The sequence below is a fragment of the Limimaricola sp. AA108-03 genome (assembly GCF_050847355.1).
Lineage (GTDB): Bacteria > Pseudomonadota > Alphaproteobacteria > Rhodobacterales > Rhodobacteraceae > Limimaricola.
In genome coordinates this window covers 2,049,947-2,076,945 of sequence record NZ_CP193755.1, presented here as the reverse complement: position 1 = coordinate 2,076,945, position 26,999 = coordinate 2,049,947, and the positions used below count along the sequence as shown (strand labels likewise).

At 69.0% G+C, this 26,999-nt stretch carries 27 protein-coding genes and 1 other RNA gene; 19 read left to right on the top strand and 9 right to left on the bottom strand.

The annotated features are described in order from the left end of the window. The first annotated feature begins 169 nt into the window (after nt 1-169). From ACRAQ3_RS10130 to queE, 6 genes are all read left to right on the top strand, one after another. Nucleotides 170-2,098: a hypothetical protein gene (locus ACRAQ3_RS10130; protein WP_432254541.1), complete on the top strand. Its 1,929-nt coding sequence runs from the start codon at nt 170-172 to the stop codon at nt 2,096-2,098. A 71-nt stretch (nt 2,099-2,169) separates the two neighbouring features. Next, complete coding sequence (locus ACRAQ3_RS10125) at nt 2,170-2,760, top strand: exopolysaccharide biosynthesis protein (protein WP_432254540.1); 591 nt, start codon at nt 2,170-2,172, stop codon at nt 2,758-2,760. Between the two features lie 83 nt (nt 2,761-2,843). After that, nucleotides 2,844-4,898: an NAD(+) synthase gene (locus ACRAQ3_RS10120; RefSeq protein WP_432254539.1), complete on the top strand. Its 2,055-nt coding sequence runs from the start codon at nt 2,844-2,846 to the stop codon at nt 4,896-4,898. Between the two features lie 94 nt (nt 4,899-4,992). Continuing rightward, entirely contained in the window at nt 4,993-5,691 is a 699-nt protein-coding gene (queC, locus tag ACRAQ3_RS10115) for a 7-cyano-7-deazaguanine synthase QueC (protein ID WP_269395922.1), read from the top strand. Continuing rightward, nucleotides 5,691-6,068 (top strand): 6-pyruvoyl trahydropterin synthase family protein, encoded by a 378-nt coding sequence (locus ACRAQ3_RS10110; RefSeq protein ID WP_269395921.1) that lies wholly within the window; start codon nt 5,691-5,693, stop codon nt 6,066-6,068. The genes queC and ACRAQ3_RS10110 overlap by 1 nt, the downstream gene beginning before the upstream one ends. Then, nucleotides 6,065-6,784: a 7-carboxy-7-deazaguanine synthase QueE gene (gene queE, locus ACRAQ3_RS10105; protein ID WP_432254538.1), complete on the top strand. Its 720-nt coding sequence runs from the start codon at nt 6,065-6,067 to the stop codon at nt 6,782-6,784. Before ACRAQ3_RS10110 ends, queE begins: the two co-directional genes overlap by 4 nt. Nucleotides 6,785-6,787: 3 nt before the next feature. Here queE and ACRAQ3_RS10100 read toward each other — a convergent pair whose 3' ends face one another. Next, complete coding sequence (locus ACRAQ3_RS10100) at nt 6,788-7,477, bottom strand: hypothetical protein (RefSeq protein WP_432254537.1); 690 nt, start codon at nt 7,475-7,477, stop codon at nt 6,788-6,790. A gap of 143 nt (nt 7,478-7,620) precedes the next feature. On the opposite strand from ACRAQ3_RS10100, the gene ACRAQ3_RS10095 reads away from it, so the two are divergent. The 12 genes from ACRAQ3_RS10095 to ACRAQ3_RS10040 all read left to right on the top strand — a co-directional run bounded on the left by ACRAQ3_RS10095 (nt 7,621) and on the right by ACRAQ3_RS10040 (nt 20,915). Beyond that, nucleotides 7,621-8,631 carry a cytochrome c oxidase subunit II gene (locus ACRAQ3_RS10095; RefSeq protein WP_432254536.1) on the top strand — a complete coding sequence of 337 codons (1,011 nt, stop codon included), beginning with the start codon at nt 7,621-7,623 and terminating at the stop codon, nt 8,629-8,631. Continuing rightward, the gene (gene ctaD, locus ACRAQ3_RS10090; protein ID WP_432254535.1) at nt 8,628-11,198 is read left to right on the top strand and encodes a cytochrome c oxidase subunit I; all 2,571 of its coding nucleotides are present in this window, start codon (nt 8,628-8,630) and stop codon (nt 11,196-11,198) included. Before ACRAQ3_RS10095 ends, ctaD begins: the two co-directional genes overlap by 4 nt. A gap of 11 nt (nt 11,199-11,209) precedes the next feature. Next, nucleotides 11,210-11,632 (top strand): hypothetical protein, encoded by a 423-nt coding sequence (locus ACRAQ3_RS10085; protein ID WP_432254534.1) that lies wholly within the window; start codon nt 11,210-11,212, stop codon nt 11,630-11,632. Between the two features lie 26 nt (nt 11,633-11,658). Further along, a complete protein-coding gene (locus ACRAQ3_RS10080) occupies nt 11,659-12,222 on the top strand; it encodes a cytochrome c oxidase assembly protein (RefSeq protein ID WP_269396160.1) in 564 nt (187 codons plus the stop codon). Beyond that, nucleotides 12,219-13,400, top strand: coding sequence for a c-type cytochrome (locus ACRAQ3_RS10075; protein ID WP_432254533.1), 1,182 nt, complete (start codon nt 12,219-12,221; stop codon nt 13,398-13,400). The genes ACRAQ3_RS10080 and ACRAQ3_RS10075 overlap by 4 nt, the downstream gene beginning before the upstream one ends. 134 nt (nt 13,401-13,534) lie before the next feature. Continuing rightward, complete coding sequence (locus ACRAQ3_RS10070) at nt 13,535-14,740, top strand: ABC transporter substrate-binding protein (protein WP_432254532.1); 1,206 nt, start codon at nt 13,535-13,537, stop codon at nt 14,738-14,740. A gap of 1 nt (nt 14,741) precedes the next feature. Further along, nucleotides 14,742-15,575, top strand: a complete 834-nt coding sequence (locus ACRAQ3_RS10065) for an ABC transporter permease (protein ID WP_085895794.1) — start codon at nt 14,742-14,744, stop codon at nt 15,573-15,575. Continuing rightward, a complete protein-coding gene (locus ACRAQ3_RS10060; protein WP_432254531.1) occupies nt 15,572-16,369 on the top strand; it encodes an ABC transporter permease in 798 nt (265 codons plus the stop codon). The genes ACRAQ3_RS10065 and ACRAQ3_RS10060 overlap by 4 nt, the downstream gene beginning before the upstream one ends. Further along, nucleotides 16,366-17,403, top strand: coding sequence for an ABC transporter ATP-binding protein (locus tag ACRAQ3_RS10055; RefSeq protein ID WP_432254530.1), 1,038 nt, complete (start codon nt 16,366-16,368; stop codon nt 17,401-17,403). Before ACRAQ3_RS10060 ends, ACRAQ3_RS10055 begins: the two co-directional genes overlap by 4 nt. Nucleotides 17,404-17,509: 106 nt before the next feature. Continuing rightward, complete coding sequence (locus tag ACRAQ3_RS10050; protein WP_269395910.1) at nt 17,510-18,265, top strand: cytochrome c biogenesis CcdA family protein; 756 nt, start codon at nt 17,510-17,512, stop codon at nt 18,263-18,265. Nucleotides 18,266-18,330: 65 nt separating this feature from the next. Continuing rightward, complete coding sequence (locus tag ACRAQ3_RS10045) at nt 18,331-19,560, top strand: hypothetical protein (RefSeq protein ID WP_432254529.1); 1,230 nt, start codon at nt 18,331-18,333, stop codon at nt 19,558-19,560. Continuing rightward, nucleotides 19,557-20,915: a cytochrome P450 gene (locus ACRAQ3_RS10040; RefSeq protein WP_432254528.1), complete on the top strand. Its 1,359-nt coding sequence runs from the start codon at nt 19,557-19,559 to the stop codon at nt 20,913-20,915. The genes ACRAQ3_RS10045 and ACRAQ3_RS10040 overlap by 4 nt, the downstream gene beginning before the upstream one ends. 46 nt (nt 20,916-20,961) lie before the next feature. On the opposite strand, the gene ACRAQ3_RS10035 is transcribed toward ACRAQ3_RS10040, so the two are convergent. The 8 genes from ACRAQ3_RS10035 to ACRAQ3_RS10000 all read right to left on the bottom strand — a co-directional run bounded on the left by ACRAQ3_RS10035 (nt 20,962) and on the right by ACRAQ3_RS10000 (nt 25,781). Further along, on the bottom strand, nt 20,962-21,144 hold the full coding sequence (locus ACRAQ3_RS10035) for an N-(5'-phosphoribosyl)anthranilate isomerase (RefSeq protein WP_306467175.1): 183 nt from the start codon (nt 21,142-21,144) through the stop codon (nt 20,962-20,964). 33 nt (nt 21,145-21,177) lie between these two features. Continuing rightward, nucleotides 21,178-21,396, bottom strand: coding sequence for a ribbon-helix-helix domain-containing protein (locus tag ACRAQ3_RS10030; protein ID WP_432254527.1), 219 nt, complete (start codon nt 21,394-21,396; stop codon nt 21,178-21,180). Continuing rightward, entirely contained in the window at nt 21,389-21,565 is a 177-nt protein-coding gene (locus ACRAQ3_RS10025; RefSeq protein WP_432254526.1) for a DUF4169 family protein, read from the bottom strand. Before ACRAQ3_RS10025 ends, ACRAQ3_RS10030 begins: the two co-directional genes overlap by 8 nt. Then, on the bottom strand, nt 21,562-22,962 hold the full coding sequence (gene fumC / locus ACRAQ3_RS10020; protein ID WP_432254525.1) for a class II fumarate hydratase: 1,401 nt from the start codon (nt 22,960-22,962) through the stop codon (nt 21,562-21,564). The genes ACRAQ3_RS10025 and fumC overlap by 4 nt, the downstream gene beginning before the upstream one ends. 85 nt (nt 22,963-23,047) lie before the next feature. Continuing rightward, nucleotides 23,048-23,497, bottom strand: a complete 450-nt coding sequence (locus ACRAQ3_RS10015; RefSeq protein WP_432256277.1) for an SspB family protein — start codon at nt 23,495-23,497, stop codon at nt 23,048-23,050. Between the two features lie 111 nt (nt 23,498-23,608). Further along, a complete protein-coding gene (locus ACRAQ3_RS10010; RefSeq protein WP_269395903.1) occupies nt 23,609-24,283 on the bottom strand; it encodes a DUF1194 domain-containing protein in 675 nt (224 codons plus the stop codon). A 71-nt stretch (nt 24,284-24,354) separates the two neighbouring features. Further along, nucleotides 24,355-24,708, bottom strand: a transfer-messenger RNA (tmRNA) gene (ssrA, locus tag ACRAQ3_RS10005). A 32-nt stretch (nt 24,709-24,740) separates the two neighbouring features. After that, on the bottom strand, nt 24,741-25,781 hold the full coding sequence (locus tag ACRAQ3_RS10000) for an ABC transporter substrate-binding protein (protein WP_269395902.1): 1,041 nt from the start codon (nt 25,779-25,781) through the stop codon (nt 24,741-24,743). A 158-nt stretch (nt 25,782-25,939) separates the two neighbouring features. On the opposite strand from ACRAQ3_RS10000, the gene acuI reads away from it, so the two are divergent. Then, nucleotides 25,940-26,929, top strand: a complete 990-nt coding sequence (gene acuI, locus ACRAQ3_RS09995; RefSeq protein WP_269395901.1) for an acryloyl-CoA reductase — start codon at nt 25,940-25,942, stop codon at nt 26,927-26,929. Nucleotides 26,930-26,999 lie beyond the last annotated feature (70 nt).

Sequence of the window (26,999 nt, the reverse complement as noted above, 5' to 3'; positions counted from 1 at the left end):
GTGGGAGAGCGGTGAACTGCGGTGGGCGAATCCAAGGGCGCCGAGGCGGTGTCGCGATATTCGTTCGCGCCACCCCGGCACCGCGTTGACCGTACCCGCCGCGCTGCTCAGTTTCGCCGAACCGGGGGCCTGCGGCCTGCGGCTCACGCGGCGAAACGGGACCACCTGCATGCAGATCGAACGGCGCTATACGATGCCGGGACAGGCCCCGCTTGCCGGGATGCCGACCCGCCGTATCCGGCTCGAGGACGGCACCGCCATGCAGGTGCCCGCCTGCTGGACGCTGCGCGCCGCGCGCGCCTTTGCCGCGCAGGTGCCGGGGGCGCGGGGCGAGACCGGCCTCGCGGATGCCGTCGACGCGCTGACGGCGCGGCTCTCCTCTGGCGCCAAGGCTTCCGGCCTTCTGACGGACCCCACCTGCCTCGGCATCTGGGCCGACGAGATGCGCCAGATGGTCATGCACCGTATCGCGGTCATCGATCCCGCGCTCTGGAGCGGGCGCATAGGCGCGTCCGAGCCTGCGGCCTCGCCGCTGCGGGTGCGGATGGCGCAGGCGGAAGACGCGCAGGTGAGGTGCCTCGCCGAAGCGGTCCGCGACGGCGCGCCGCTTGCTTTCGATTTCGAGACCGATCCGCGCGTCGCCGCGCCGAGCGTCGTGCTCGACCTCCGCTGCTTCGTCGAGGATGGCGAGGTCGCGGTGGCGGCGCTGGTTCATGCGGTCCAGCTCTGGACACTGGCTCTCGCCGCGGCTGCCGGGCGCAAGGCCGTGCCGGGCGACCTTGGACTGGCGGGTTTGGGCGGTGCGCTGATGCGGCTCGGCCTGGGACATGCGACGCGCGAAGGGCGCATCGCGGCGGTCGCGATGGGGGCTCTGGCCGAGGCGGCGCGAGCGACCATGGCAGCGGAGCTCGGGCTTGCGCCGGGGGCGGGCGATGCGCATGCGCGCGCCGGTCTGGCGCGGCTCCAAGCCAAGCCGGTGCCGCACGCTGCCCGTGCGGCTATCGAGCGTGCGCGCGGGCTCTGGGCCGGGATCGACGAGCAGGCCGCCCCCGATGCGCCGGCGACCCCCCGGATCGCGATCGCGCCACTTGGCGCTCGGGCGGCGATCCTCGGGCTCGGGGACGACCCGCTCGCGCCCTTGGCCGAGCTGCGCATCGAGATGGAGACCGAGCGGGGACATTGCCGCGAGGCCGCGCCGGAGTTGCGCGCCGGGCTTGCCGCTCAGGGATACGGCGGCGACCGGATCGAGGCATTAATCCGTCACGTGGCCGGGCATGGCAGCCTCGCCGCCGCGCCGGGCATCGACCATGCGGCGCTGCGCGCGCGCGGGCTCGACGCGCAGCAGATCGCCCGGATCGAGGCGGCGCTCCCCGAGGCGCGCGACCTGCGCGCGGCGGTCACGCCCTGGCGGCTGGGCACGGCGTTCTGCGCATCGCGGCTCGGCCTCGACGCCGCGGCGATGCCGGGGCAGGGGATGGGGCTGCTGGAGCAGCTCGGTTTCACCGAGGCGCAGATCGAGGCGGCCAATCGCCACGTCTTCGGCACCGGATCCCTGCGCGGCGCCCCGGGGATCGCGCCCCGCGACGCCGCTGCCTTCGATTGCGCACCCGAAGGGGCGGGCGGCCCGCAGGATGTCGGTCCGCGCGCACGGCTCGCCATGGCGGCGGCGCTGGCACGGGTGATCGGTGGCCCGGTGGTGGCGCGGCTGCCGCTGCCGGATGCGGCCGGGGCCGATGCGGCGCGCGCGGCGATCCGCGCGGCGCGGCGGGCGGGGCTCGCCGGGCTGGTCCTGTCCCGCGATGCCGAGGCGGCGCAGCGCATGGGCGGCGCGATCGAGGCCTCCGCGGATGCCCTTTCACTGGCGCCGCGCCTGCGCGAGATCCTTGCCATGCTGCCGCCGGGGATCCGCCCCGGCACCGCACCATCCGAGGTGATCGAGCTGCTTGAGGCGGCGCGCCGCTCGCGCCCCGAGGCGCGACGTCATGCGCGGGCGTTGCGCGAACGGCTGCTGGCCGACCCGCTGCCGCAGGATCGCGGCAGGTCGGGCGTCGCCACGCCACCGGTCGGGCACGACCGCGCGCAGACCAGGCGCGGCTGAGCCGTTCCGTTCCGGAACGTCTTCGCGCTCTCCGTGTTGCTGCTCAGAAGCAGCCGAGCTGGGAGAGGCGCATGGGCGACAGATCGCGCGCGGTCGAGGATGTGCTCGACCGGCTTGAGCAGGAGGGGCGCGACGACGACTGCGCCACCGTGGGTGACGTGACCTCGGCGCTCGGGGATCGCGGCTTCGGCCCGTTTCTCTTCGTGCCGGCGCTGATCGAGATTTCGCCGATCGGCGGCGTGCCCGGCGTGCCGACGCTCTTGGCGTTGATCATCACGATCTTCGCGGTGCAGATCGTGATGCAGCGCGACGAGATGTGGCTGCCGGGGTTCCTCGAACGCCGCTCGATCTCGGGCGACAAGCTCGCCAAGGCGGCCGACAAGCTGCGCGGTATCGGTCGCTGGCTCGATCGGTGGTTTCACGGGCGCTTTGAAGCGCTGACCGGGCCCAAGGCGTCGCGTATCGCGGGCATCGCGGTGCTGCTCCTGTGCCTGACCGTGCCGCCCTTGGAACTCGTGCCCTTCGCGTCCAGCGCGCCGATGGCGGCGATCGCGGCCTTCGGCCTCGCCATGACGCTGCGCGACGGGCTGCTGATGGGGCTGGGTTTCCTGCTGAGCATCGTGGCGGTCGGCGTGAGCTTCGGAATGATCGGCGGCGGCTGAAACCCGGGGGAGGGCTGGTCTATCCGCGGGCGACGCGGCATGGTCGGCGCGCCCGAACCGCCGGAGAAGACGAGGTGACGAACATGCGCAAAGGGCCAGACGCCTTTCACTCCCTGCACCGGCACGGGTTCGTCCGTGTCGCCACGGCGACGCCGCGCGTGCGGCCCGCCGACGTGTCGTTCAACCGCGACGCGGTGATCGCCGAGGCGCGGCGCGCGCATGATGCCAAGGCCGATCTCGTGGTGTTCCCCGAGCTCTGCGTCTCCTCCTACGCGATCGACGACCTGCACATGCAGACCGCGCTTCTCGACGCGGTCGAGGCGGCGGTGACGCGCATCACCGAGGCCAGCGCCAAGCTCGCTCCGGTGTTGCTGATCGGCGCGCCGCTGCGCCATGAGGGGCGGCTTTACAACTGCGCCGTGGTGATCTCGCGCGGGCGCATTCTCGGCGTGGTGCCCAAGAGCTTCCTGCCGAATTACCGCGAATTTTACGAAAAACGCTGGTTCGCCGAGGGGCGCGGCGTCACGGGCCGCGCGATGCGGTTCGGGGGAGAGGAAGTGCCCTTCGGCACCGACCTGATCTTCGAGGCCGAGGATCTGCCCGGCCTGATCTTCCACACGGAGATCTGCGAGGATTTCTGGGCCCCCGTGCCGCCGTCGAGCCAGGCGGCCACCGAAGGCGCGCTGATCCTCACCAACCTCTCGGCCTCGAACATCGTGATCGGCAAATCCGACGACCGCCACGTGCTGTGCCGCAGCCACGGCATGCGCAGTTTCGCGGCCTATGCCTATTCCGCCGCAGGCCCCGGCGAGAGCACCACCGATCTGAGCTGGGACGGGCAGGGCGCGGTCTACGAGATGGGCGACCTGCTGGCGCAGTCGGGCCGCTTCGACGTGGAGCCCGAGCTGTGCATGGCCGATATCGACACGCAGCGGCTTGTGAACGAGCGGATCCGCACCGGCACCTTCAACGACGCGGGCAAGGGGCAGGCCCCGGCCTTTCGGCGCATCCGCTTCGCGCATCGGCCGCATTTCGAGGATGCCGGGCTGATCCGGCCGATCCGTCGCTACCCTTACGTGCCGAACCGCGAAAGCCATCTCGATCTCGACTGCTACGAGGCCTTCAACATCCAGGTCGAAGGGCTGCGCCGCCGGATGGAATCGATCGGCAACCCCAAGCTGGTGATCGGCATTTCCGGCGGGCTCGACAGCACCCACGCGCTGATCGTTGTGGCCAAGGCCTGCGACCGCATGGGCCTGCCACGCGACACGATCCTCGGCTACACCATGCCCGGCTTCGCCACCGGGGATGCCACCAAGTCGAACGCCTGGAAGCTGATGCGCGCGATGGGGGTGCAGGCGGCCGAGATCGATATCCGGCCCGCCGCGCGGCAGATGCTGAAGGACATGGATCACCCGTTCTCCGGCGGCGATCCGGTCTATGACATCACCTTCGAGAACGTGCAGGCGGGGCTCCGGACCGATTACCTGTTCCGGCTGGCCAATCAGAATGGCGGCATCGTCGTCGGCACCGGGGATCTGAGTGAACTGGCGCTGGGCTGGTGCACCTATGGCGTCGGCGACCAGATGAGCCATTACAACGTCAATTCCGGCGTGCCCAAGACGCTGATCCAGTACCTGATCCGCTGGTCGATCCAGTCCGGGCAGTTCGACGAGGCCGCAACCACCGACGTGCTGCAGGCGATCCTGGATACGGAGATCTCGCCCGAACTGGTGCCGCAATCCGAGGAAGAGGAGCTGCAATCGACCGAGGACCGGATCGGGCCCTACGCGCTGCACGACTTCTTCCTGTTCCACACCATGCGCTACGGGCTGCCGCCTTCGAAGGTGGCCTTCCTCGCATGGCACGCCTGGCACGATGCCGAGAAGGGGCTCTGGCCGATCGGCTTCCCGCAGGAAAAGCGCCGCGCCTACGACCTCGCGGAGATCCGCAAGTGGCTGGAGGTCTTCGTCTCCCGCTTCTTCGGCTTCGCGCAGTTCAAGCGCTCGGCCATGCCGAACGGGCCCAAGGTCTCGGCCGGTGGCTCGCTCAGCCCCCGCGGCGACTGGCGCGCGCCGTCGGATGCGAGCGCGGCGGTCTGGCTCGAGGAGCTGCGCGAAAACGTGCCCGAAGGCTGATCTTTCCCGTCCCGCCCGGATGCGCTAGTGAGGGTCGCCCGGAATGGTCCGGGCACCGGTCGCAGCCTACCCGGTCAAAACAAGGACGGATCTGATGAAAACCTATGTAATCTGCTCTGGCGGGCTCGACAGCGTGTCGCTCGCCCACAAGGTCGCCGCCGAGAACGAGCTGGCCGGCCTCATCTCCTTCGACTATGGCCAGCGCCACTCGAAAGAGCTGGACTTCGCCCGCGCCGCCGCCGAGCGGCTGGGCGTGCCGTTCCACCTGATCGACATGCGCTCGATCGGCGCGCATCTGTCGGGCTCGGCGCTCACCGACGATGTCGAGGTGCCCGACGGGCATTATGCCGAGGACACCATGAAGACGACCGTGGTGCCGAACCGCAACGCGATCATGCTGACCGTGGCCTTCGGCTTAGCTGCGGCGCAGAAGGCCGACGCCGTGGCGACGGCGGTGCATGGCGGCGATCACTTCATCTACCCCGACTGCCGCCCGGCATTCACCGAAGCCTTCGACGCGATGCAGCGCCAAGCGCTCGATGGCTACGCCGATGTCCGGCTCTACACCCCGTTCGTGCACGAACCGAAATCGGCGATCGTGACCGAGGGTGCGAAGCACGGCACGCCCTTCGCCGAGACCTGGTCCTGCTACAAGGGCGGCGAGAAGCATTGCGGCCGCTGCGGCACCTGCGTCGAGCGGCGCGAGGCGTTCCACCTCGCGGGCGTCGCGGACCCCACCGAATATGCCGATCCGGATTTCTGGGTCGAGGCCGTCGCGCGGGGGGCGAAGTGATGTACACGATCACCAAGGAATTCCACTTCTCCGCCAGCCATCAGCTTTGCGGCCTGCCGGGCGACCACCCCTGCGCCCGGCTGCACGGGCACAACTACATCGCAGAGGTGGAATTGCAGTCCGAGGAGCTCGACGAGAACGGCTTCGTGCTCGACTACCGGGCGCTCGACCCGCTCAAGCGCTGGATCGACGACCATCTCGACCATCGCCATCTCAACGAGGTGTTCGGCCATGACGGCGTGACCTCAGAGGTGCTGGCCCGGGCGATCTACGACTGGGCCGCCGCGCGCTGGGACCAGGTCAGCGCGGTGCGGGTGTCGGAGACGCCGAAGACCTGGGCCGAGTACCGGCCCCAGCCTGGGCGGCGCGCGGCATGACCACGCTGCGCGTCTCCGAGATCTTCGGCCCGACGATCCAGGGCGAGGGCGCGCTGATCGGCCAGGCCACGGTCTTCGTGCGGCTGGGCGGCTGCGACTACCGCTGCTCGTGGTGCGACAGCCTGCACGCGGTCGAGAGCGAATACCGCCACACATGGGCGGCGATGGAAACCAGGGCGGTCTGGGACCGCATCGTCGAGCTGTCCGGCGGGCGGCCGCTGACGGTCACCATCTCGGGCGGCAACCCGGCGATCCAGGATTGCGGCCCGCTGATCGAGCGCGGGCGCGCCCTGGGCTACCGCTTCGCGCTGGAGACCCAAGGCTCGGTGGCGCGCGACTGGTTTTCCCGGCTGGAGCCGCTGGTCCTGTCACCCAAGCCGCCGTCCTCGGGCGAGGCGCCGGATTGGGCGCGCTTCGACGAGTGCCTCGCCGCGGCGGGGGACGCGGAAGCGATCCTGAAGATCGTGGTGTTCGACGAGGCCGATTACCTCTGGGCCCGCGAGGTGGCCGGTCGCTACCCGCAGCTGCCGGTCTACCTCCAGCCCGGCAACCATACGCCGCCGCCGCCCGAGGCCGAGGATGCCGAGATCGACATGGACGGCATCACCGACCGCATGGATTGGCTGGTGAGCCGGGCGCTGGCCGATGGCTGGTTCGAGGCGCGCGTGCTGCCGCAGCTGCACGTGCTGATCTGGGGCAACAAGCGCGGCGTCTGAAACTCAGGCGTCGTGCAATCCGCGCCGTGCGAGTACGAAGCCCGACAGGAAGGCGGCCTCGGCAAAGAGCTTCGCGCCTTCCTCGAACACCGTCATCACGTCGGCATAGAGCGGTCTTTGCGCCTCGGCGACGGCGAGCCAGTCGAGCCATTCGTCACGGTTCGAGATCGCGTCGAGACCGACTTGCAGCACCAGGAGCGCGAAGCCGAAGCCAAGCCACGGGAGCAGCCCGCGAAACCGGCGCAGCTCCGAGCGGCACAGCCACAGCACCGCGAGCCCGACCAGCCCGTAGAACGCGATGATCAGGTCGTCGAGCCGGTCGGTCAGCGCCGTCGACTTGGCCCCCGCGAGGGTGTGGATCAGCTTGTCGAGATTCTCGTGGATCTGCGCCAGATCGTCGAGCGCGAGAAAGGCGAAGCCCGCACCGATGGCGATCCAGACGGCGCGCGGATCGCGCAGGAACGGACGGGCGCGGTCGCGCCGGACCTTGCCGATCGCGAAGCTCGTCCACGAGATCAGGCCCAGAAGCAGCACCGAGCCATAGGTGACGATCCCGCTCTCGCGGAACTGCCAGTCCAACTGGTCGCGCCACAGCCCCAGCGCCACCGCGACGAACAGCAGCATCGCGACGCCTGCGAAGATGCCGGAAACCGGGAGACGCCCGGTGAGGGAGCTGGAATGTGCGAATGTCATGACGCCGTTACATAGCGATTGCGCGACGTCGCGCAATGCACAGGTCTCGGTGCGATTTCTTCGACTTGCGACGTTGACCGCAGCGCGGGGCGCGCTCTCATTGTCGTGACCTTGGCGCGAGCGCCGCTGACCCCGGACCCTGCATGCCCCGCGAGACCCGCGCCCGACCCATCTTTCTCCCCGGCCCGTCGCGGCTCGCGCTCCTGTCGTTCCTGCTGCTCGCCGCCTGCGAGGGGCGGCAATCGGCGCTGGTGCCGGGCGGCGAGGACGCGCGTATCCTGGGCGACCTGTTCTGGGTCATGCTCGCGGGCGCGGTGGTGTTGTGGTTCGGGATGAACGGGCTGTTCTACTGGGCCACGCGGCGCAGCCCGGCGGCGCATTCGCAGCGGATCGCCAACTGGCTGGTGATTCTGGGCGGCATCGCTTTCCCGACGGTGACGCTGAGCGCGCTGCTGGTCTATGGGCTGAGCATCATGCCCGACCTGCGCGCCACCGGCGACGGGCCGGTGATCCGGGTGACCGGGGAGCAGTGGTGGTGGCGCGTCGAATATCAGCGCGAGGACGGCAGCACCGTCACCACCGCCAACGAGATCCGGCTGCCCGCGGGCGTCCGCTCGACCTTCCTGCTCGACAGCAAGGAGGTGATCCATTCCTTCTGGGTGCCGTCACTGGGCGGCAAGATGGACATGTTTCCCGGCCGGGTGAACGAAATGACGCTCGGTCCCGAACGCCCCGGCATCTATCGCGGCCAATGCGCCGAGTTCTGCGGCGAAAGCCACGCCTGGATGGCCTTCGAGGCCGAGGTGATGGAGCCCGAGGCTTTCGAGGCATGGCTCGCGGCCGAGGCCGCCCCGGCAGTGACGCCCGCGAGCGCGGAGGCGGCCCGGGGGGCGGCGCTGTTTTTGTCGCAGGGCTGCGGCGCCTGCCACGCGGTGCGCGGCACCCCCGCCGTGGGGCGGGTGGGGCCGGATCTCACCCATGTCGGCTCGCGCCATTCGCTCGCCGCCGGGCGGCTCGGCACGAGCACTGAGGATTTCGCCAAGTGGGTCGCCAACCCGGGCGCCTGGAAGCCCGGCGCCGAAATGCCCGCCTATGACCACCTTACGGGCGAACAGATCGACGCGATCGCCGCCTATCTCGAGGGCCTCGAATGACCGACCGAAGCATCCCCGCGGGCGACCTCGCGCCACGGGGCATCTATCCCCCGACCGAGGAGATGCTGAACGAGCCGGTGCCGCGCGAGGTCCGCGAGCGGCAGGAAGAGAACCTGCGCCGTGCCTGGAAGACGCCCGAGGGCTGGCGCTACTGGACCGCCGTGAACAACTCCGAGGTCGGCGTCTGGTACACCATGACCGCCTTCGTCTTCATGCTGATCGCGGGTGTCATGGCGCTGCTGATGCGGTTGCAGCTCTGGGTGCCGGAGAACGACCTGATCTCGGCCGACATGTTCAACCAGCTCTTCACCATGCACGGCTCGGCGATGATGTTCCTCTTCGCCGTGCCGATGTTCGAGGCGATCTCGATCCTGATCCTGCCCGCCTTTCTGGGCGCGCGCGACATGCCGTTCCCGCGGCTCTCGGCCTATGGCTACTGGGCCTTTCTGATCGGCGGCATCTTCGTGATCGGCTCGATCCTGTTCTCGGCGGCGCCCAAGGCGGGCTGGTTCATGTATCCGCCGCTCGCCACCATCGAGCTTGGCATCGGCTCGGACATCTGGCTGCTGGGCCTCAGCTTCATCGAGGTGGCCTCGATCGCGGCGGCGGTCGAGCTGATCGTCGGCGCGTTGAAGTGTCGCCCGCCCGGCATGCGCGTCAACGTCATGCCGCTCTACGCGTGGTACGTCCTTGTCGTCGGCGGCATGATCCTGTTTGCCTTTCCGCCGCTGATCGCGGGAGATTTCCTGTTCGAACTGGAGCGCTCGTTCGACTGGCCGTTCTTCGATCACACGCGCGGCGGCGACCCGATGCTGTGGCAGCACCTGTTCTGGATCTTCGGCCACCCGGAGGTCTACATCATCTTCCTGCCCTCGATCGCCATCGCCGCGATGATCGTGCCGACGGTCGCGCGCCGGCCGATCCTCGGCTATTCATGGATCGTGCTCTCGGCGGTGGGGACCGGGTTCCTGAGCTTCGGGCTCTGGGTGCACCACATGTTCACCACCGGCCTGCCCAACATGTCGCTGGGGTTCTTCTCGGCGGCCTCCGAGGCGGTGGTGATCCCGACCGGCATCCAGCTCTTCGCCTTCGTCGCGACGCTGATCGCCGGCAAGGTGGTCATGACGCTGCCGATGCTGTGGATCGCGGGGGCTCTGGCGATCTTCACGGCGGGTGGCCTGACCGGCGTCATGGTCGCGATCGCGCCCTTCGACTGGCAGGTGCACGACACCTATTTCATCGTGGCGCACCTGCATTACACGCTGTTCGGCGGCATGGTCTTCCCGGTGATCGCGGGGGTCTATTACTTCTTCCCGTTCTTCCGGAAGAAGATGCTCTCCGAGCGGCTGGGCCGCTGGTCCTTCTGGCTGATCTTCACCGGCTTCAACATAACCTTCCTGCCGATGCATCTCACCGGCCTCCTCGGCATGCCGCGCCGGGTCTACACCTATCCCGAGGGCCTGGGCATCGACTGGCTCAACCAGATCTCGACCGTGGGCTCGTTCATCGTCGCCGCCGGTTTCGCGGTTTTCGCCTGGGACATCGTGCGCCCCAAGAAGGACCAGCCGCAGATCGAGCGCAACCCGTGGGGGGCCGGCACGCTGGAATGGAGCCACGAGATCCCCGAGACCAAGTGGGGCGTGCGCTCGATCCCGCACATCACCTCGCGCTACCCGCTCTGGGATCAGCCCAAGCTGGTCGAGCGCATGGATCAGGGGCGCTACTACCTGCCCGACGCCGAGGAGGGGCTGCGCGAGACCATCGTGACCAGCGTGATCGACGCGCGGCCGATCCAGGTGCAGCGGGTGACCGGCCCGGCCTATATCACGATCTGGGCGGCGGCCTTCACCGGCGGCGCCTTCATCCTGCCGACCTTCCACATTTATGGCCCGGCCATCGTCTCGGCGGCCTTCGCGGTGGTCTGCATCCTCTACTGGCTCTGGACCTCGACCGCGCGGCCGCCGGAAAAGGACATGAAGGATGTGGGCCTCGGCCTCAGCCTGCCGACCTATGCCGCCGGGCCGCAGGCGGTGGGCTGGTGGGCGGTCTGGATCACCATGCTGGGCGACGCCACCGCCTTTGCGTCGCTGGTCTTCGGGGTGTTCTTCTACTGGACCTCGAACACCGCCTTCCCGCCGCCGGGGGCCGAGCATGCCAACGGCTATCTCGTCGCGCTCTCCACCGCCGCCTTCGCCGCCGCATGGGCGCTGACGCGCGGCGCGCGCGGTTTGAACCGGGCCGGCCGGGTGGGGCTGGCGCGCGGGGCGCTGGCGCTGGCGCCGCTCCTGACGCTGGCCGGGATGGGTGGCTTCATCCTGTCGGTCATGGATCTCGACCCCGCCAGCCATGTCTATCCGGCGATGATGTGGGCGCTGATGGTCTGGGTGGTGGCGCATGGCATCGTCGGCACCATCATGCAGCTCTATTGCCTCGCCGGCAGCCTCTTCGGCAAGCTGACCCCGCGCTATGACGCGGATCTGTGGAACGTCACGTTGTTTTGGCACTTCCTGGGGCTGACGGCGCTGGTGACCGGCGCGATGATGGGTATCGTGCCCCGGCTGATGTGAGGGAGGGCCGCATGGAGCGCAGCGATCACGACCGGCCCTCGCATCCGCGCGAGGACGAGCACGAATTCTCGGAAGAGCGCGAGAGCCTGTGGCGGATCACGCTCGGGCCGACGATCTGGGCCTTCCACTTCCTGATCAGCTACGCGGCGGTCTCGGTCTACTGCTTCAAGTTCGAGCGCATGTTCTCGATGGGCGCGTTGCGCATCGCCCTGATCGCGATGACCGTCGCGATGCTCGCCGCGATCGCCTGGATCGGCTGGCGCGCCTTCCTGCGCTGGGACGTGCGCGACACCGGCGAATTCTCGAACCCCGAGGGCAGCGCCGAGGACCGGCACCAGTTTCTCGGCCATGCGGGGTTCCTGCTGGCGCTGGTGTCGTTCATCGGCGTGGTCTACGACACGTTGCCCTTGATCATCCTCGGAACCTGCCAGTGAGGCCCGGCGCGATCAGGCCGGTGCCAATGATCCTCGGGCTGGGGCTTCTGGCCGCCGTCTGGGTCGCGCCGCTCGAGATGTGGCTCGGCGCCTCCTTCGCGGGGCACATGCTGCGGCACATGACCATCGTGGCGCTCGCCGCGCCGCTTCTGGTGCTGGGCTGGCCCGCGCTGGGCCGGGCCTTGGCGCTGGGCCCGCTGATCGCCGCAGCGCTCGAATTCGCGGTGGTCTGGGCCTGGCACCTGCCGCGCGCCCATGCGCTGGCCTATCGCTCCGAGGCGGGCTTCGCCGCCGAGCAGGCCAGCTTTCTGCTGGCGGGGCTGCTGGTCTGGGCCGGCTGCCTGCGGGCCGGGCATCCGCTGGCCGGGGCCGGGGGGCTGCTGCTCACATCGATGCACATGACGCTTCTGGGGGCGCTGTTGATCCTCGCGCCGCGCGATCTCTATTCCGCCTGGTGCGGGCTGATGCCCGATCTGGGCGGCCAGCAGCTTGGCGGCATGCTGATGCTCGGGATCGGCACGCCGGTCTATCTCGTGGCGGGGCTGGCGCTCACCGCCCGCGCCGTGAAGGAAAGGGAGGCCGCGGCATGAAGCAGCGGACCAGGACGGTTCTCGTCACGCTCGCCGTGCTGGCGGGGCTGGGCGCGGCGGCGGGCGGTGCCACCATTGCCTTCGGGCTCTACAACGTGTCGGCGCGCGCGGGCCACCTGCCGCCGACCTACTGGGCGCTGCACACCACCTATCGCAACGCCGTCGATCTCTATTCCGGCCACCCCGAGACGCCGGCCCCCGATCTCGACGACCCGGCGCTGATCGAGCTTGGCGCGCGGCATTTCGAGACCGCCTGCGCCATGTGTCACGCCGTGCCTGGGCGCGACCGCACCGCCACCATCCTCGGCATGAACCCGGTGCCGCCGCACATCACTGAGGCGGTGGGTAGCTGGAGCCCCGAAGAGCTGCACTGGATCCTCTACGAAGGCGTGAAGATGTCGGGCATGCCGCAATGGCCCTCGCAGCGCGGCGACGACGTCTGGGCCGGGGTCGCCTATCTGCGCGCGATCCAGAAGGGCGAGGTGACGCCCGAGCGGCAGGCCGAGCTGACCGCGCTGACCGAGAGCGGCGGCCCCGAAGGCGCGGCGTGGTGCGCGGGCTGCCATGGCGGCGTCACACGCCACGTGCCACGGCTCGACATCTTCGAAGCCGATTACATCGAGGCCGCGCTCTTGGCCTATCGCGAGGGGCGGCGCGAGAGCGGGATCATGCAGCATGCGGCCTCGGAACTGGCCCCCGACCAGCTGCGCGCGCTTGCCGAATGGTTCGCAGAAGCGCAGGCGCCCCGGGACGAAACGGGCGGGGTCCGGGCGCATGACCCCGAAACGCTGGCGCTGGGCGAGCGGCTGGCGCGGGCGGGCTCCGACGACGTGCCCACCTGCACCGCCTGCCACGGGCCGGGGCCGCGCGACCTCGAAGGGCTGGGCGGCGAGGCGCTGAAGGGGGATTTCCCGCCTCTCGCCGGGCAGGACGAGGCCTATCTGGTCACCCAGCTCCGGCTGTGGCGCGACGGGGTGCGCGGCGGCACCGAGGCCTACAACCTGATGCGGGTCGCGGCGCAGGATCTGGAAGAGGCGGATATCGAGGCGCTGGCCGCCTGGTATGCCTCGTTCGAGCCGAAGCGCAGCGGCACGGTCAAGGCACCGGACAACGCGTCGGCGCCCGGCGGTCATGACGGGCCGGGACCGAACCCGCTGCGCCGGCCCGCCGATCACTGATCATCGCTTTCATGTTGCAAGCGCCTGACATTTTGGTGTGTTGCGCCGATATCGCGGCGCAGGCACTACCCTGTGACCGAAGCCGGGCGATGCGATCCGGCGGCATCGACGGGAGGAGCAACATGAAGCGGATGATGACAGGGATCATTGGGGCGCTGATCCTCGCGAGCGGCGCGGCCCGGGCGCAGGAGGGCGATGCGCTGCTCGAGATGAGCTGGGAGGAGATCGTCGAGACCGCGCGCGGCGGTGAGGTCAACGTCTTCATGTGGGGCGGGGCCGACAACATCAACGCCTATGTCTCCGACTATATCGGCGGCCGTCTCGAGGAGGAGTACAACATCACGCTCAACCGCGTGCCGCTCACCGACACCGCCGAGGCGGTGAACATCGTGCTGGGCGAGGTCGAGGCGGGCGCGACGACGGGCGCGGTCGACATGATCTGGATCAACGGCGAGAATTTCCGCACCATGAAGCAGGGCGACCTCGCCTGGTGCGGCTATGTCGACAAGCTGCCCAACGCGGCGCTGGTGAATTTCGACAACCCCGCCATCGCCAATGATTTCGGCACGCCGGTCGAGGGCTGCGAGGTGCCGTGGAGCCGGGTGCAGTTCGCCTTCGCCCACGACACCGCCCGCACGTCCGAGCCGCCGCGCTCGATCCCCGAGCTCCTGGCATGGGTGAAGGCCAATCCGGGCCGCTTCACCTATCCCGCGCCGCCCGATTTCACCGGTGCCGCCCTCGTGCGCCACGTCTTCACCCATGTGGCGGGCGGGCCGGATGCGCTGATGGGGCCGTTCGATCAGGCCAAGTTCGACGAGGTGGCCGGCGAAACCTGGGAGATCCTGAACGGGATCGAGCCGAATCTGTGGCGCGAGGGCGTCACCTACCCGACATCGATCACCCAGCTGCAGCAGATGTTCGCCAATCAGGAGGTGGACCTGTTCTTCACCTACGACCCTGCCGAGGTCGGCACGGCGGTGGTGAACGGGATCTTCCCCGAGACCGCGCGCTCCTACGGGTTGAGCGACGGCACGCTGGCCAACACCAACTACATGGTGATCCCGGTCAACGCCGCGAACAAGGCGGCCGCCTTGGTGACCCAGAACCTGCTGCTCTCGGCCGAGGCGCAGCTCGAAAAAGCGCAGCCGGAGGTCTGGGGCGCGGCCACGGTGATCGAGCCCGACCGCGCCCCGGACGAGGTGCAGGCAGGCTTCGCGGCGCTTGAACGGCACCCCTCGGTGGTCTCGATCGAGGAGCTGGGGCAGGCGGCGTTGCCGGAGCTTCAGGCCGACTGGACCTCGGCGATCGAGGATGGCTGGATTCGCAACGTCGGCAACTGAGATGATCGGGCGCGGGCATCCATGGCTGTCGCTCGCGCCCGCGCTCGGCGTGATCGCGGTGCTGTTCGGCGGCGGCCTCGCGCTGGGGCTCGCGGGCTCTTTCGGCATGGGTCGCGGCGGCGCCAGCGGTGACGCTTGGATCGCGGTGCTGTCCGAGGGCCGGGTCTGGCGTTCGCTCGGCCTGTCGCTCTGGATCGCCTTCGCCTCGACCGCGCTCTCCTGCCTGATCGGCCTCGGCGCGGCGCTGCTGCTGCGGCGCCGGTTCCCGGGGCAGGGGCTGGCGCGGCTGCTGTTCCAGATCAACCTCACCATCCCGCACGCGGTGGGCGCGCTGGGCATCCTGTGGCTGCTGTCGCAATCGGGCTTCGTCGCGCGGCTCTCGGCGGGCGCCGGGCTGATCGACGGACCCGCGGGCTTTCCCGCGCTGACGCAGGACCGCTTCGCCATCGGCATCATCGCCCATTACGTCTGGAAGGAGGTGCCTTTCATCGGGCTGATCCTCCTTGCCAACATGCAAAGTCTGGGCGACGACCCCGAAAGCGCCGCGCGCTCGCTCGGGGCTTCGCCCTTCGCGGCGATGCGGCTGGTGCTGCTGCCGCTGCTGATGCCGGCGCTGATCCGCGCCGGCGCCATCGTCTTCGCCTTCTCCTTCGGCGCCTGGGAGGTGCCGGTGCTTCTGGGGCAGAGCGCGCCCACGGCGTTGCCGGTGCTGGCGTGGCAGCGCTTCACCGACCCCGATCTCGCCGCAAGACCCGAGGCGATGGCGCTGGCGATGCTGATCGCGCTGGTCTCGGCGGTGCTGATCCGCGCCGCCTTCGCGGGGCGGAACCGTTGAGCCCGCGGCTGCGCATCCTGCTGGGGCTGGCGCTGATCGCGGCTCTCGTCGCGCCGCTCTTGCCGCTGGCGCTGTGGTCGGTGGCGCGCGGCTGGTTCTTTCCGCAGATCCTGCCCGCCCACTGGACCATCGAGCCTTGGATGCAGGCCTTCGCGCCGCGCTCGGAGATCCCCGGCGCACTTGCCACCACGACGCTGATCGCCCTTGCCGCCGCGGCGCTGGCGCTGGGCTTGGGCATTCCGGCGGGCCGGGCGCTCGGGCTCTACCGGTTTCGCGGCAAGGCGCTGGTCGAGCTGGCGCTGCTGGCGCCGGTGATCGTGCCGGGCATAGCGGTGGGGCTGGGCATCCATGGCGTGTTCCTGCGGCTGGGCCTCACCAATTCGGTGCCGGGCGTGGTGCTGGTGCATCTGGTGCCGACGCTGCCTTACGTGATCTTCGTGATGTCGGGCGTCTTCGCCAATTACGACGCCGAGGCCGAGGCGCAGGCCCGCAGTCTCGGGGCAAAGCCTTTGCAGGTGCTGTGGCACGTGATGCTGCCCGCCATCGCGCCGGGCATCGTCGTGGCCGGGCTCTTCGCCTTTCTGGTGTCGTGGTCGCAATACATCCTGACGCTGACCATCGGCGGCGGCCGGGTGGTGACGCTGCCCTTGCTGCTCTATGCGCAGGCGGGCGCGGGGCGCAACGACCAGGCCGGGGTGCTGGCGATGCTGAGCCTCGGCCCGGGCCTCGTGATCCTCGCCCTCGTGGCGCGGCAGCTGACGGGGCGCGGCATGGCCATCGGAGGGACGCGGTGACGCGGCTGACGCTCAACGACCTGCATCTGCGCCATCCGGGCGCGGAGCGCCCGGCGCTCGACGCGCTCTCGCTCGAGGTGGGGAACGGCGAGATGCTGGCCCTGCTCGGCCCCTCGGGCTGCGGCAAGACCACGGCGCTGCGCGTCATCGCCGGTCTGATCGCGCCCGATGCGGGCGAGGTCCGCTTCGACGGGCTGTCGGTGCTGCACCTGCCGCCCGAGCGGCGCGAGGCGGTGCTGGTGTTCCAGTCGGGTCAGCTCTTTGCGCATATGGACGTGACCGCCAATGTCGGCTTTGGCCTGCGCATGCAGCGACGCCCGAAGCGCGAGATCGCGATGCGCGTGGCCGAGGCGCTGGAACAGGTGCAACTCGAAGGTCTGGGGCACCGTCGCCCGCACGAGTTGTCGGGCGGCCAGCGGCAGCGCGTGGCGCTGGCCCGCGCGCTGGTCCTGAAGCCCGGCCTGCTGCTGCTCGACGAGCCGCTCTCGTCGCTCGACGCGCATCTGCGCACCGAGATGCGGGCGCTGATCCGGCGGCTTCAGCGCGAGACCGGTATCACCACGCTGGTCGTCACCCATGACCAAGAAGAGGCGGCGGTGCTGGGCGACCGGGTCGCCTTGATGCTGGGCGGCCGCATCCACCAGATCGGCAGGGGGGCGACGCTTTGGAACCGGCCCGCCGATCTCGAGGTGGCGCGGTTCTTCGGCGGCTGCAACTTCATCCCCGGCCGGTCCTCGGGCGGCGCGTTCGACTGCGCGCTGGGGCGGCTGGCGCTGCCCCATGCCGCGCCTGCGGGGGAAGGCTGCCTGACGCTGCGCCCCGAGGCGATCGAGACCGGCGAGGGCGAGAACGCGGTGACGCTGCGGGTGATCGAGACCCGCTTCGAGGGGCTGCTCACCCGGATCACCGCCGAGGTCGCCGGGCTTCGGCTGGAGGCGCTGATGCGGGCGGGCGCCGCGCGCGGCGCCATGCCCGGGCAGGACATCCGCTGGCGGCTCCCGCGCGAGGCGCTGTGGGTGCTGCCGGGCGTCTGAGCCTTCCCGCGCGGGACTGACACATTGCCGCACGACCAAGTGAGAGCCGGGCTGGTGACGCCCCGGGCGGCGGCTGATAGCCTCGCCGGACCAAAGGAGTTTTTCGATGTTCTCAGCCGAGATGATCCTCGACGCGACGCTTCTCCCCGCGATGATGATCGCGCTGACGGCGGGGCTCCTGTCCTTCCTCAGCCCCTGCGTGCTGCCGATCGTGCCGCCCTATCTGGCCTATATGGGCGGGGTGTCGGTGACCGATCTCGCCGCACCCGCGCGCGAGCGGCGCCGGGTGATGACGGCGGCGCTGTTCTTCGTGCTGGGGCTGTCGACGGTCTTCTTGCTGCTGGGGGTCGCCTTCTCGGCGCTGGGGCGGATGTTCCTGCAGTTCCAGGACTGGTTCAACATCATTGCCGGGATCACCATCATGGTCTTCGGCGCGCATTTCACCGGCGTCATCCGCATTCCCTTCCTCGACCGCGAGGCGCGGATCTCGGGCGGCGACAGGGGCGGCTCGGCCTTCGGCGCCTACGTGCTGGGTCTGGCCTTCGCCTTCGGCTGGACGCCCTGCCTCGGCCCGATCCTCGGCACTATCCTCGGGCTGGCCGCGACCGAGGCCGAGGTGACGCGCGGCGCGGCGCTGCTCGCGGTCTATGCCGCCGGGCTGGGCATCCCGTTCCTCCTGGTCGCGGCATTCTTTCCCAAGCTGACCGGCGCGATGTCGTGGATGAAGCGGCACATGGGGCGGATCGAGCGGACATCGGGGCTGCTGCTATGGACCGTCGGCCTGATGATGCTCACCGGCCAGTTCTCCGATTTCAGCTTCTGGCTGCTCGAGACCTTTCCGGTACTCGCGGCGCTCGGCTGAAGCCCGGTTTCGGCCTTATGGTCGCCGGTTTCCTCGTCTAGTCTGGCGCCATGACGGGAGGGGCCATGGACGGATCGAGACCGGGACGGGTGCGCAGGCGGCGGGTCTTCTACATCCCCGGCTTCGACCCGATCCACCCGCGCCGCTACCGCGAACTCTATCGCCGAGAAGCCGCCGCCCAAGCGGTTGTTTCGGGATTCGACCTGACCCTGTCTCCGGCGACCGGCCGCCGCTTTGGCTGGAATGTCGAGGCCCGGATCGAGGGATCTGAGCAGCGCGCCGAGTTCGAAGTGCTGGTCTGGTCGGACATCGTGCGCGAGCAGATGCGAGGCGGCGTCGCCGCGACCTATGCACAGCTTCTCAGGACAGCATGGACCTACATCGCGAGCGGCGCGCTGCCGCGCCTGATGCGGCTTCGAAAGGGGCCTGTGATCGCCGCGCTCTACCCGGTGGTCATGCTGCTTCTGCAGCTTGGCCTCGCGCTCGGGCTCGGGGCGTTGGCGGGCCGTCTCGCTGAGTGGCTCATGGCCGCCTCGGGGGCGCCGTCGGCGCTCGTCTTCTGGCCCGTGCTGGCCCTGACGGCCTGGGGCGCGCTGCACTGGTTTCGTCGGAAGGACCGCCGGTTCTTCGCCTATTACCTGATGCATGATTACGCCTTCGCCGCCCGCTGGCGCGGCGCCAACCCGGATGCGCTCGAGAGGCGTCTGGCACAGTTCGCCGATCGGATCGCGGCGGCGCTGCACGAGGATGTCGACGAGGTTCTCTTGGTCGGGCATTCCTCCGGCGCGCATCTCGCCGTCTCGGTGCTGTCGGACCTGATCCGCGCGAGCCGGGTGCCCGCAGGCGGCCCGGCGCTGGGGTTCGTATCGTTGGGGCAGGTGGTGCCGATGATGTCCTTTTTGCCCGAAGCGCGTCGCCTGCGCGCCGATCTCGCCTATCTCTCGACCCGGGATGAGCTGACATGGCTCGACGTGACCGCCCCGGGCGATGGCTGCGCCTTCGCGCTGTGCGACCCGGTGGCGGTGTCGGGGGTGGCCCCCGAGGGGCAGCGGTGGCCGCTGGTGGTCTCCGCCGCCTTCACCCGAACGCTGAGCCCGGCCCGCTGGCGCGAGTTGCGCTGGCGCTTCTTCCGGCTGCATTTCCAATATCTCTGCGCCTTCGATCGTCCCGGCGATTACGATTATTTCCGCGTCACCGCCGGGCCGCTGACGCTGGCGGCGCGCTTCGCGGAGCGTTCGCCGTCGCGCCAGGCGATCCGCAGGCCGCTCTCGCCCCATGTGACCACTGCCGCATGAACCCTCTGCCGCCCAAGCCCGTGCCCCGCGCGCCGCGCGTGTCGCTCTGGCGGCACCTGAAGCTGTTTCGCGCCGATATCCTCTCGGCCCAGCCAGCTCGGCTCTACCGCGCCTGGATGGCGGAGTTTCGCACCCCGTTCTTCCGATCGGTACTGATCAATGATCCGGCGCTGCTGCGGTTGGTGCTGAAGAAGCGGCCGCACGATTTTCCGAAATCCGAACGGATCGGCGCGGGTCTGCGGCCGCTGCTTGGCGCGTCGGTGTTTCTCACCAATGGCGCGACATGGGAACGACAGCGGCGGATCATCGATCCGGCCTTCGAGGGCGGTCGGCTGAAGGAGAGCTTTGCCGCCATGCAGGCGGCAGGTGCTGCGGCGGTGGCGCGGCTGGCGCCCTTGGCCGATGGGCGCGCGGTCGAGATCGAGGAACAGGCGAGCCATGCCGCTGCCGACGTGATCTTTCGCACGCTGTTCTCGCTGCCGATCGAGCATGAAACGGCCCAGGCCACCTATCAGTCCTTCCATGCCCATCAACGCAGCCAGCCCTTGCTGAACCTGGCCGCTTTCGTGAAGGGGCCTGCCTGGATGCCGCAGCTGCATTCGCGCGAGACCCGCGCCACCGCACGGCGGATCAGGGCGCTGATCGCCGGGCTGGTCGAGACGCGGGCGGCGGAGATCGCGGCAGGCACGGCACCGCGCGATCTCGCAACCAAGATCATGACAACGCCGGACCCTGAAACCGGCGCGCAATTCTCGCGCGAAGAGATGGTCGATCAGGTGGCGATCTTCTTCCTGGCAGGGCACGAAACCAGCGCGGCCAGCCTTGCCTGGACGCTCTACCTGCTCGCCACGCATCCTGATATCCAGGACTGCGCTGCCGCCGAGGCACGACGTTTTACCGGTGCGTTCTCCGGGCTCTCCGGCTTGCAGCTCATCCGAGATTGCACGCGTGAGGCGCTGCGCCTTTACCCGCCGGTGCCGATGATGGTGCGCGAGACGCTCAAGCCCGAGCGCTTCCGGGAACGATCCCTGCGGCGAGGCACGCAAGTGGTGTTGTCGCCTTGGCACCTGCATCGGCACGAGCGGTTCTGGGAAAACCCGGATCATTTCGACCCGGATCGTTGGGGCCGGGTCGAGACAAAGGAAAGCATGCGCTGTGCCTACATGCCCTTCAGTGCGGGGCCGCGGGTCTGTCCCGGTGCAGGCTTCGCGATGGCCGAGGCGGCCATGCTGTTGGCGGCGCTGCTGTCGCGCTTCCGCTTCGAGGCGGTCGAGGGCGATGCGCCCGTGCCGGTGGCGCATCTGACGGTGCGCGCCAGGGGCGGTATCCGGTTGCGGGTGACGGAACGCGGCTAGCCGGAACCTTTGAAGGTTCCGGACCGAATTCTGCGAAGAATTCGGATCACAGGATCCGCCGGATCGGCTCGCGATTGCAGAAGATCACGAATTGACCCGCATTCTCCACCACCGAAAAGCCGCGCCGGCGCATCTCCGCGAGGAACGCTTCGCGCCCGACATAGCGCTCCACGTCCCGGGTCTTGCGACGCAGCACGCCACCTTGCACGGCGCTTCTGGCGCTGAACATGTGTGTGAGCCAGGCTTCGGGCGACAGAGATGCCTAATTATCCATGACCCAGTGCAGCACGAAGACCCGGATTGCCGAAGCGAGGCCGACATCACCGCGCGCTTCGTCGATTTCGGCCGCGAGACCGTTGATCGTGCGCCGCTCGCGGGCGGCGATGTCGCGGAAGGCGCGCCAGAATGCGTCCTCAAGCGACACGCTGGTACGGTGTCCCCTGAGCGTCAGCGATCGCTTGACGGGTCGGCCGTCACTCATCGTCGCGGCGATGCCCGTCGAGCCGCTTCGCTGCCGCCTCGGCCTCGGCCGCGTCGCGGTCTTTTTCGGCCTTGCTGCGGCCGAACTTCGCGGAATTGGCGTCGGCGCGGGCCTTCTTCTCGGCCCGCGCCTTGTTCTTCCTGAACTGGTTCAGGTTCACCGGCTTCATTTCGGGCCGATCATCTCCTCGGGACGCACCACCCGGTCGAAGGTCTCGGCATCGACGAAGCCGAGGTTGATCGCCTCTTCCTTGAGCGTCGTGCCGTTCTTGTGCGCGGTCTTGGCGACCGTGGTGGCGTTGTCGTAGCCGATGGTCGGCGCCAGCGCGGTCACCAGCATCAGGCTTTCGCGCATCAGCTTGCCGATCCGCTCCTCGTTGGCCTCGATGCCGGCGACGCAATTGTCGGTGAAGGCCACCGCGGCATCACCCAGAAGCTGCATCGACTGCAGCACGTTGTAGGCGATCATCGGCTTGTAGACGTTGAGCTCGAAATGGCCCTGCGACCCGGCGAAGCCCACGGCGGCGTCGTTGCCCATCACATGCGCGCAGACCTGCGTCAGCGCCTCGCACTGGGTCGGGTTGACCTTGCCGGGCATGATCGAGGAGCCGGGCTCGTTCTCGGGCAGCATCAGCTCTCCGAGGCCGCAACGCGGGCCGGAGCCCAGAAGGCGGATGTCGTTGGCGATCTTGAACAGGGAGCCCGCCACCACCCGCAGCGCGCCCGACATCTCGACCATCGCGTCATGCGCGGCCAGCGCCTCGAACTTATTCGGGGCGGTGACGAAGGGCAGTCCGGTGATCTTCGCCATGTTCTCGGCCACGGTCTCGCCCCAGCCCTGCGGCGTGTTGAGCCCGGTGCCCACGGCGGTGCCGCCCTGCGCCAGCTCGTAGATCGCCGGCAGCGCCGCCTTGACGCGACGGATGCCCATCGCGACCTGATGCGCGTAGCCGCCGAATTCCTGGCCCAGCGTCAGCGGCGTCGCATCCATGGTATGCGTACGGCCGATCTTGATGATGTCCTTGAAGGCCTCGGCCTTGGCCGCCAGCTCGGCGTGCAGCTTCTCCAGCCCCGGCAGCGTCACGTCGCGCGCGGTGGTGGCGACGGCGATGTGCATCGCGGTGGGGAAGGTGTCGTTCGAGGACTGGCCCATGTTGACATGATCGTTGGGATGCACCGGGTCCTTGGAGCCGATCTCGCCGCCCAGGATCTCGATGGCGCGGTTCGAGATCACCTCGTTGGCGTTCATGTTGGACTGGGTGCCCGAGCCGGTCTGCCAGACCACCAGCGGGAAATGATCGTCGAGCTTGCCGGCCACCACTTCGGAGGCCGCCTGGATCATCGCATCGGCGAGGCGGGCATCGAGCTTGCCGCGGGCCTTGTTGGCCTCGGCGCAGGCCTGCTTGATCACGCCCAGCGCGCGCACGATTGCCACGGGCTGCTTTTCCCAGCCGATCGGGAAGTTCAGGATCGAGCGCTGCGTTTGCGCGCCCCAGTAGCGGTCCGCGCGGACCTCGAGCGGGCCGAAGCTGTCGGATTCGGTGCGGGTGGGGCTGGTCTGGCTCATCGCGATCTCCCTGGTATGCCGTCGCATGCCATCTACCGCGTGGGCCGCCTCCGGGGCAATTGCCAAATCGCCGCCGGCCAGACGCTCAGGACTTGCGGAAGCTGTCGAGACTGACGACCTGGGCGGCGCCCTTCTTCGGCGCCTCGTCATCATCCTCTGGCTCGGCCATTTCCTGCATCGGCGCCTCCTCGTCGGCGTCCTCCTCGTCATCCTCCTGGTTCTCGAAGCGCAGGCCGAACTCGACCGAGGGGTCGACGAAGGTGCGGATCGCGTCAAAGGGGATGTAGAGCGGTTCGGGGCTGTCGCCGAAGTTGAGCGTGACCGAGAATCCCTCGTCGGTGACGGTGAGATTGTCGAACCAGTGCTGGATCACGATGGTCATCTCGCCCGGGTAGCGGTCCGAAAGCCAGTCCGCGATCTCCACGTCGGGATGCATGGTGTCGAAGGTGATGAAGAAGTGATGCTTTCCGGGCAGGCCTTCCGCGGCCACCCGCGTCAGCACCTGTTGGATCAGCCCGCGCATCGCCCGATGCATGAGGTTTCCGTAGTCGATCGAGCGGTTGGCAGGCCGGGTCACGTCGCGTCATCCTTTCGCAGTCCGGGCAAGCATAAGGGATTCGAGGCCGGATGAAAGGGGGCAAGGGGGTCAGGGCGGGTCGGCACGGCCCATCACCCGCACCAGTTCCCGGCGCAGCTTCATCCGGATCGCCTCGGGATATTCGCGATGCCCGCGCGCGGTGAGCACGAAGCCGTCGCGGGTGGCGACGCGGCTGCGGTAGAACCCGGTGATCGCGAGGCCGAGGCTCTCGATGGCGAGCCCGTTGATCGTCACCCCCATCGCCTCGGCCCGGCGCTGCGGCCCGCCGACATCACCGCCGTCATTGGGCGTGCCGTCGCCGGAGACGTCGATCACCTTGCGGTGGCAATCGGGGGCGCGCTCCATCAGATGCAGCGCCGCCGACAGCGCCTCGGCCGGGGCGGTGCCGCCCATCACGAAGGCGCGCGGCGTGGCGCGGATCTCGGCGGCGAGCCGCGACAGCGCCGCATGGTCGGGCGGCTGGCGCCAATCGCTGGTGACGCGCTGTTGCGACGAGTCCGACCATTGCAGCACCGCCAGCGCCACCTGGCCCGTGAGCACCGCCTCGATCACCACCGGATCCTCGAGCGCGTCGGCCAGCCCGTCGACCTGCAGCCGGTATTCGGCCTCGTCCACCGAGTTGGACACGTCCATCGCGAGCAGAAGCGCGGTGTCGCAGGCTCGCGCCGAGGCAGGCCAGGACAAGCAGGCGAGGGCGAGAGCAAGAAGCGGAAGCCGGGCCATGACCCATGCTGCACCGGGCAATGCGGGCCGGGCAAGTCGCTTCGCGGCAGACCGATGAAATGAGCGGGAAAAGTGCAGGCTTCTGTTGCCAGGTGCCTGCGAACCCCGCCTTACGCTGCTAGGCGCAAGGACTTAAGTTTCGGCAACCCGGACTGCTTAAGCAGCCAGAGCCATAGCCGGAGCACGGTTGTCGTTGGCAACTGTACAATTTTGGACCGATATCGGTGGTACCTCACCGAGACAAAGCCACCTCTTTACACGTTCGTCGATCCTGTTTCGGCCCCATCTGCCCCCAACGAGGGATGTTTGGTGGAGCCGCCGGGTACCGCCCCCGGGTCCGATCCGCTTATTACAGGCGCGTTTATGTCCATAGTCCCCGAAGGAACATGGCGAATATAGGGGGGCGGGCCCGGCTTGAAAAGGGGGCCGCGCGCGAAAGCGCGGCCCCCATCCCGGATCAGAAGCCGGACTTGATCATCTCGAAGGTCTCGGCGTGCTGCTCGCGCAGCGCGTTCGAGATCGGCAGCTGCGCCAGCACCGGCACCTCGATCTGCTCGAGCCCCGAGGCGGTCAGCGTCGCCTCGTCGATCTCGCCCAGCGCCGCGGCGTTGGCCGAACCGAAGCCCGCCTCCAGGAGCGGCATCGCCGCCTCGGGGGCCAGCATCGCGTTGATGTAGTCATAGGCGAGATCCTCCTCGCCCGGCGCATCCTTCATGTTGACATAGCCGCACAGCCACAGCGACGAGCCCTCAGCGGTCTCGCGCTGGAAGCCGATCGGGCGGCCTTCCTCGACCATGGTCGGATAGGTCTCGTTCCAGGCCCAGCTCACCAGCACCTCGCCGGTGGCCATCAGCTGGCTCAGCTCGGCCGGGTCGGTCCAGTAGGTGCGCAGGTTCGGATGCACCTCGCGCAGCCAGTTCGAGGCGGCCTCGAACTCGGCCTCGCCGGCCTCGGTCCAGTCCGTGGTGCCGGTGGCCAGATAGGCCAGCGCATAGGCGTCGTCGACATTGTCGGGCAGCGCCATGCGGCCCGCAAATTTCGGGTTCTTGAAGACCTCGAGCGAGGCCACGTCCTCCTCGGCGACCTCGTCGGGGTTGTAGGCGATGGCGGTGGAGCCGAAATCGGTCGGGATGAAATAGACCTCTTCGGTTTCGCCGCCGACCTGCTGGCCGGTCAGGTTCTGGTCGAGCGTGTCCCAAGCCTCGATCCGCGACGTGTCCCAAGGCTCGATCAGCCCGCTCTCGGTCCATTTGGTGACCGAGCCGGCGCAGATATGGGTGATGTCGGCCTGGAAACCGGCGCGCAGTTTCTGGAACGCCTCCTCCTCGTCGCCGAAGAAGGAATAGGTCGGCTCGCCATGCGCTTCGCCATAGGCGGGATGGAAGGACGGCTCCTCGAAGCCCGGGTAGTCGAGGATGGTGAGATTGCCGTCCTGCGCGGCGGCGGCGGTGGCGAGGGCGGCGAGGGACGCGGCTCCGAGAAGGCGAGATAGGATCATGCAATCGCTCCAGTTGGTTGCGCGGCTCCCGCGCATCTGCCGAAGCCTAGAAGCGGCCCCTCGCCGCATCAAGAGCGATGAGCGCCCCGGCGATTGCGCCGTGCCGCGCGACATGCATTCATGCCCGCAACGACAACGCGGCCCGAGGGAGGATTCCGATGTTCAAGGCGCTTTTGGTCGAGAAGGACGAGGCGGGCGCGACCCATGCCTCGGTGCAGGAGCTCGATGACGCCCGCCTGCCGGAGGGCGACGTGACCGTCGCGGTCGAATATTCCACGCTCAACTACAAGGACGGGCTGTGCATCGGCCCGGGCGGCGGGTTGGTGCGCAATTACCCGCATGTGCCGGGCGTCGATTTCGCCGGCACGGTCGAGGCCTCGGACGATGCCCGCTACAAGCCCGGCGACAAGGTGATCCTGACCGGCTGGCGCGTCGGCGAGGCGCATTGGGGCGGCTACGCCACTCGCGCCCGGGTCAAGGCGGACTGGCTGGTGCCGCTGCCCGAGGGGCTGTCGACCCGCGACGCGATGGCGGTGGGCACCGCCGGTCTCACTGCGATGCTCGCAGTGATGGCGCTCGAGGCGCACGGGTTGAAGACCGGGCAGGGGCCGGTGCTGGTCACTGGGGCGGCGGGCGGCGTCGGCTCGGTCGCCACCGCGATCCTCGCCTCGCTCGGCCACGAGGTGGCCGCGGTGACGGGGCGGCCGGAAACCGAGGATTACCTGCGTGATCTCGGCGCTGCCTCGATCGTGCCGCGCGCCGAGTTGAACGAGACCACAAAGAAGCCGCTCGAGAGCGAACGCTGGGCGGGCTGCATCGACGCGGTCGGCGGGGCGATGCTGGCGCGGGTGCTGGGCCAGATGAACCACGGCGCCTCGGTGGCGGCGGTGGGTCTGGCGGGCGGCGCTGACCTGCCGGCCAAGGTGATCCCGTTCCTGCTGCGCGGCGTGAACCTGCTGGGGATCGACAGCGTCATGCAGCCTTATGAGAACCGCGTCACCGCCTGGGAGCGGATCGCCCGCGAGTTGCCGATGGAAAAGCTGCGCGCGATGATCCGGCCGGCGCGGCTGGGCGATCTGCCCGAGCTGGGCGCGGAGATCCTCAAGGGCCAGGTGCGCGGCCGGGTCGTGGTCGACGTCGCCGGCTGAGACGCGGTGCCGACACGCATCGGTTGACCCCGTGACGCGAGGCGTCACGGGGTCGCATTCCGTGATATCA

What these genes read in the sequence shown, in the direction of transcription:
- ACRAQ3_RS10130 (WP_432254541.1), top strand. Translation starts at nt 170, where the DNA reads ATGCAGATCGAACGGCGCTATACGATGCCGGGACAGGCCCCGCTTGCC.
- ACRAQ3_RS10125 (WP_432254540.1), top strand. Translation starts at nt 2,170, where the DNA reads ATGGGCGACAGATCGCGCGCGGTCGAGGATGTGCTCGACCGGCTTGAG.
- ACRAQ3_RS10120 (WP_432254539.1), top strand. Translation starts at nt 2,844, where the DNA reads ATGCGCAAAGGGCCAGACGCCTTTCACTCCCTGCACCGGCACGGGTTC.
- queC (WP_269395922.1), top strand. Translation starts at nt 4,993, where the DNA reads ATGAAAACCTATGTAATCTGCTCTGGCGGGCTCGACAGCGTGTCGCTC.
- ACRAQ3_RS10110 (WP_269395921.1), top strand. Translation starts at nt 5,691, where the DNA reads ATGTACACGATCACCAAGGAATTCCACTTCTCCGCCAGCCATCAGCTT.
- queE (WP_432254538.1), top strand. Translation starts at nt 6,065, where the DNA reads ATGACCACGCTGCGCGTCTCCGAGATCTTCGGCCCGACGATCCAGGGC.
- ACRAQ3_RS10100 (WP_432254537.1), bottom strand. Translation starts at nt 7,477, where the DNA reads ATGACATTCGCACATTCCAGCTCCCTCACCGGGCGTCTCCCGGTTTCC.
- ACRAQ3_RS10095 (WP_432254536.1), top strand. Translation starts at nt 7,621, where the DNA reads ATGCCCCGCGAGACCCGCGCCCGACCCATCTTTCTCCCCGGCCCGTCG.
- ctaD (WP_432254535.1), top strand. Translation starts at nt 8,628, where the DNA reads ATGACCGACCGAAGCATCCCCGCGGGCGACCTCGCGCCACGGGGCATC.
- ACRAQ3_RS10085 (WP_432254534.1), top strand. Translation starts at nt 11,210, where the DNA reads ATGGAGCGCAGCGATCACGACCGGCCCTCGCATCCGCGCGAGGACGAG.
- ACRAQ3_RS10080 (WP_269396160.1), top strand. Translation starts at nt 11,659, where the DNA reads ATGATCCTCGGGCTGGGGCTTCTGGCCGCCGTCTGGGTCGCGCCGCTC.
- ACRAQ3_RS10075 (WP_432254533.1), top strand. Translation starts at nt 12,219, where the DNA reads ATGAAGCAGCGGACCAGGACGGTTCTCGTCACGCTCGCCGTGCTGGCG.
- ACRAQ3_RS10070 (WP_432254532.1), top strand. Translation starts at nt 13,535, where the DNA reads ATGACAGGGATCATTGGGGCGCTGATCCTCGCGAGCGGCGCGGCCCGG.
- ACRAQ3_RS10065 (WP_085895794.1), top strand. Translation starts at nt 14,742, where the DNA reads ATGATCGGGCGCGGGCATCCATGGCTGTCGCTCGCGCCCGCGCTCGGC.
- ACRAQ3_RS10050 (WP_269395910.1), top strand. Translation starts at nt 17,510, where the DNA reads ATGTTCTCAGCCGAGATGATCCTCGACGCGACGCTTCTCCCCGCGATG.
- ACRAQ3_RS10045 (WP_432254529.1), top strand. Translation starts at nt 18,331, where the DNA reads ATGGACGGATCGAGACCGGGACGGGTGCGCAGGCGGCGGGTCTTCTAC.
- ACRAQ3_RS10040 (WP_432254528.1), top strand. Translation starts at nt 19,557, where the DNA reads ATGAACCCTCTGCCGCCCAAGCCCGTGCCCCGCGCGCCGCGCGTGTCG.
- ACRAQ3_RS10035 (WP_306467175.1), bottom strand. Translation starts at nt 21,144, where the DNA reads ATGTTCAGCGCCAGAAGCGCCGTGCAAGGTGGCGTGCTGCGTCGCAAG.
- ACRAQ3_RS10030 (WP_432254527.1), bottom strand. Translation starts at nt 21,396, where the DNA reads ATGAGTGACGGCCGACCCGTCAAGCGATCGCTGACGCTCAGGGGACAC.
- ACRAQ3_RS10025 (WP_432254526.1), bottom strand. Translation starts at nt 21,565, where the DNA reads ATGAAGCCGGTGAACCTGAACCAGTTCAGGAAGAACAAGGCGCGGGCC.
- fumC (WP_432254525.1), bottom strand. Translation starts at nt 22,962, where the DNA reads ATGAGCCAGACCAGCCCCACCCGCACCGAATCCGACAGCTTCGGCCCG.
- ACRAQ3_RS10015 (WP_432256277.1), bottom strand. Translation starts at nt 23,497, where the DNA reads ATGCATCGGGCGATGCGCGGGCTGATCCAACAGGTGCTGACGCGGGTG.
- ACRAQ3_RS10010 (WP_269395903.1), bottom strand. Translation starts at nt 24,283, where the DNA reads ATGGCCCGGCTTCCGCTTCTTGCTCTCGCCCTCGCCTGCTTGTCCTGG.
- ACRAQ3_RS10000 (WP_269395902.1), bottom strand. Translation starts at nt 25,781, where the DNA reads ATGATCCTATCTCGCCTTCTCGGAGCCGCGTCCCTCGCCGCCCTCGCC.
- acuI (WP_269395901.1), top strand. Translation starts at nt 25,940, where the DNA reads ATGTTCAAGGCGCTTTTGGTCGAGAAGGACGAGGCGGGCGCGACCCAT.